The organism is Moorena sp. SIO3B2 (assembly GCF_010692525.1).
Lineage (GTDB): Bacteria > Cyanobacteriota > Cyanobacteriia > Cyanobacteriales > Coleofasciculaceae > Moorena > Moorena producens.
Genome location: NZ_JAAHHE010000574.1, coordinates 1 through 3,054 on the forward strand (window position 1 = coordinate 1; position 3,054 = coordinate 3,054).

The 3,054-nt window shown below is 40.9% G+C and carries 3 protein-coding genes; all 3 read left to right on the forward strand.

What is annotated here, in order from left to right; genetic code table 11:
- Positions 1-8: 8 nt before the first annotated feature.
- Positions 9-719, forward strand: coding sequence for a PHP domain-containing protein (locus tag F6K38_RS38175; protein WP_008185495.1), 711 nt, complete (start codon positions 9-11; stop codon positions 717-719).
- A 591-nt stretch (positions 720-1,310) separates the two neighbouring features.
- On the forward strand, positions 1,311-2,087 hold the full coding sequence (locus tag F6K38_RS38180) for a hypothetical protein (protein ID WP_008185493.1): 777 nt from the start codon (positions 1,311-1,313) through the stop codon (positions 2,085-2,087).
- 377 nt (positions 2,088-2,464) lie between these two features.
- Positions 2,465-3,054 (forward strand): hypothetical protein (locus tag F6K38_RS38185; RefSeq protein ID WP_287360154.1); only part of this gene is annotated, 590 nt, incomplete at its 3' end.

Sequence of the window (3,054 nt, forward strand, 5' to 3'; positions counted from 1 at the left end):
AAGTATCTATGGTAGTCAATATTGCTCAAGGGTCTGCTTCACCTAAGATAGCAGCAAAAAATCAACAAGCTCTCCGGCAAGTGTGGGAAACGATTGAGCCTGATAGCTGTCCCTATCGCTACAATTTTCATATGCACACCATTTACTCTGATGGTCGGCTCAAACCGGAAGAGTTGATTAAGCAGGCAATTACCATTGGTCTTAAGGGACTTGCCATAACCGATCACCACTCCGTTGCTGGTTATCAAGTTGCTCAAGCTTGCATAGAAAAATGGCAGCAGGAGTCATCTTTCTGTGATTCATTACCCCACTTCTGGACTGGTGTCGAAATTACCGCCAAACTCCTTAATGATGACGTTCATATCCTTGGCTATGCTTTTGAGCCAGAACATCCTAGTTTAAAGCGCTATTTCACTGGAACCGCACCGACCGGTAATGATGCTAAGGCTGGTGCAGTGATTGATGCTATCCATCAGGCCGGTGGTTTAGCAGTGTTGGCTCATCCAGCCCGTTACCGCAAGTCAGCAGATGAGTTAATTACTGCTATAGCCCACTTAGGCATTGATGGTGTTGAAACTTACTATGCCTACACTAATCCTGAACCCTGGCAACCTAGTCCAAAACAAACTAAGCTTGTGTTGCAGTTGAGTGCTACCTACAATCTATTTAATACCTGTGGCACTGATACTCATGGGTTAAGCTTGCTCAAGCGTATTTGAAAGGGAAATCTAATTAGACTTCTGTGGTTGTAGTTGGTATCACTAAACAACAACTTCAGCCGTAAACTGGTATACATTTAGCGATACATTTACAAGTGTCATTTGAGATCTAATTCTCATCTCAGAGGTTGACTGGTTACGGCTGGGTTGTTATGAAGGCTGGGCTATCTTAAGCCGTGGGGGAAATGGGATGCTCCAAAAGAGCCGCTACGGGAACGCAAAAGCAGCAGAATAAAGCATAAAAACTTTCCGCTCATCTATTCGATACATATAATAGTTAATTTCTCAACGTCTATTAATTGACTGATATTTCCTATTGATGGTACTTTTCGCATCCATACTGTGACTAGCTTTATATTTCTGGGAATTATATAACTAAGCCTGAGATAGCTCAGGTAGCTAGGGCTTGAGACTATAGCTCCAGCCACGACCGTTTAAGCCATTACATGGTGATTGGCAGTCGGAAAATCAGCTGGATAAGTTTCAGCTCAAACTCTGAATTGAGAAAGTGGTGCGACAGGCGCGATGTTCTGTCGCCAAGGGAACGCGCACCAAGAGATAGGAAGGAAAAAACCGTTTTTGGAGAAGACTATGATTAAGCCAGAAAAAGATTTTTGCTTCTGTACTTTAGCTCTCCGTAGTAAGTATCGCTTTCTTGCCAAAGAACTAGCAGGAGATTTAGAAAAGTATGCTCCAGGAAAATTATTAATAGTTGCCACCGATGATGTCAAGGATTTTGATAACTGTAAGAACGTTTTAGCGTTTAAACACCAGCAAACAGGAATTCTTCATTGTTATCATGACAAACGCTTTGAGATTGAGAAGGCTTTGTCAAAGTTTCCTGTCGCCATACAAATTGATGCTGACACCAGGATTATAGGTAGCTTACCTGAAACTATTGAAGTACTGCCTGGAATTACAGCAGGACATCAAGGAAATATTATCGAGCATATACAAAACTATAATCCAGAAAGATTAAAGCCCCTTAAACAGATAGCCTCTAAGTTAGATATCTGCTTAGACAAAGCAATTTATATAGGAGAATCTTTATTTTTTGTTTCTAGAGATGGTGGCAAAGAAAAAGAATTTATTAAACAATGGGGTATGATCGGGCGCTATTTTGAGTTACAAGGTATTCATGGTGGCTCAGGTATTACCTTAGGACTGGCTGCTGCTAAAGCAGGATTCACTATTAGCAGAAGTTCTAGCTGGGACAGGATTAATGAAGTCAAAAAACATCTAGATGCTTCTCATGAGAAAAAACAGAAAACGTTTTGGGCTTCCTTGAAACGCAAACTGGGCTATCACTATAATTTTAATCGAGCCAGAGTAGCAGCATTAAAAGATTTTGAATTTTACTACCGATAATATAGCTATCAAGTGGGTGAGGTACTTTCGTTTTAGGGAGTAGGTTTTAGGGAGTAGGTTTTAGGGAGTAGGGAACTTCCGATCAGGGAACTTCCGATCAGGGAACAGCGATGTAGTAAGGTCTTGGGAGTAACCCCCAAGACCTCACTGGCGTGGTTCCACGGGGCTGTGTGCCGAACACCTCGATTCTCATGATAGAGACACTACGTGAAAGCAAACAACCCCAAAAGCATTAGGGACGACATTAATAAGCCATTTGCTTCTTGAACAATAATGCAATCAGTGCCTATATAGGAATCCGTGTAGAAGTTGTAAAATGATTTAGGGTTCCTATATATTTTTTATGGGGAGAGCCTTTCCATTGTATAGTAGTACCAATGAAAAGGATCACTGCAGTTATGGATACGGTCGTTATTCTAGCTTATTTTAATTTTTCAAATAGTGAATCCAGGTATATTGCTCTTGTCAAATCACTAGCTTGCTTAAGGAACCAAAAAGTTGATATAATCCTGGTTTGTTATGGCTTAGATACTGACAGTATTGTTTCCTCGGAGAATCTTAAAATCATCAAGATTCCCTCGGCTTCCGTAATTTGGCAAAAAGAAAGATTCTATAACGTAGCGTTATCCCATTTGAATGAAAAGCATAAATATGTTGTTTGGGCTGATGCAGATCTCGTTTTTACTAACAAGGGTTGGGAAGAGCAATTAAAAGATAAACTGGAAAACTACCGACTGGTTCAGATCTTCAATCGAGTCGAAGATGTAAAGCTTGAGAATGGCCATTTTTCCCTAACTGGACTTAGCCGCAAATCCGTGGTCACGAGTTTCAATCGTGATATTACAGTTAAAGATTATTTCAGTAAAAGTGGCATCAGCTTAAGTCTTGGATGTAATCCGGGCTTTGGATGGGCGGCAAAGGCAGCCACCATAACAGAGATAGGCTTCCCCGACTTTATGATTTTGGG